We start from the raw sequence: 292 nt of genomic DNA, 5'->3' as shown, positions 1-292 counted from the left end.
CCGCTGCTCTACCAACTGAGCTAAGAGCCCCTTTGCATCATCTGCATCGTTTTGATCGCCCGCATGCTGCGCAAACCAGCGATCAACGAAGACTTAGATTATAGACAGTTTTTTGAGCCACTGTCCAGCGCTGTGAATGTTTTTCAACACTTCCTTCACGCTGCCGGGCTTGATGAGCCCGAAAGGCTTTTTGCGATCGGCTCTCGCCTTTCGCTTTTTTGCTGTTTTAGCTTTTTAAGCTTTTGGTGGGTCGGGCGAGACTCGAACTCGCGACCAACGGATTAAAAGTCCG

1 tRNA gene (cut by a window edge) is annotated in these 292 nt (G+C 50.3%); it reads right to left on the bottom strand.

Features of this window, described 5'->3' with window-relative positions:
- Nucleotides 1-243: 243 nt before the first annotated feature.
- Nucleotides 244-292, bottom strand: a tRNA-OTHER gene (locus tag B2W70_RS08510); it runs 96 nt beyond the window's last position.

It is taken from the genome of Aquabacterium sp. UBA2148, from assembly GCF_002328915.1.
In the GTDB taxonomy this organism is placed as follows: domain Bacteria; phylum Pseudomonadota; class Gammaproteobacteria; order Burkholderiales; family Burkholderiaceae_C; genus Aquabacterium; species Aquabacterium parvum.
This window is presented reverse-complemented; position numbering and strand designations above follow the sequence as displayed.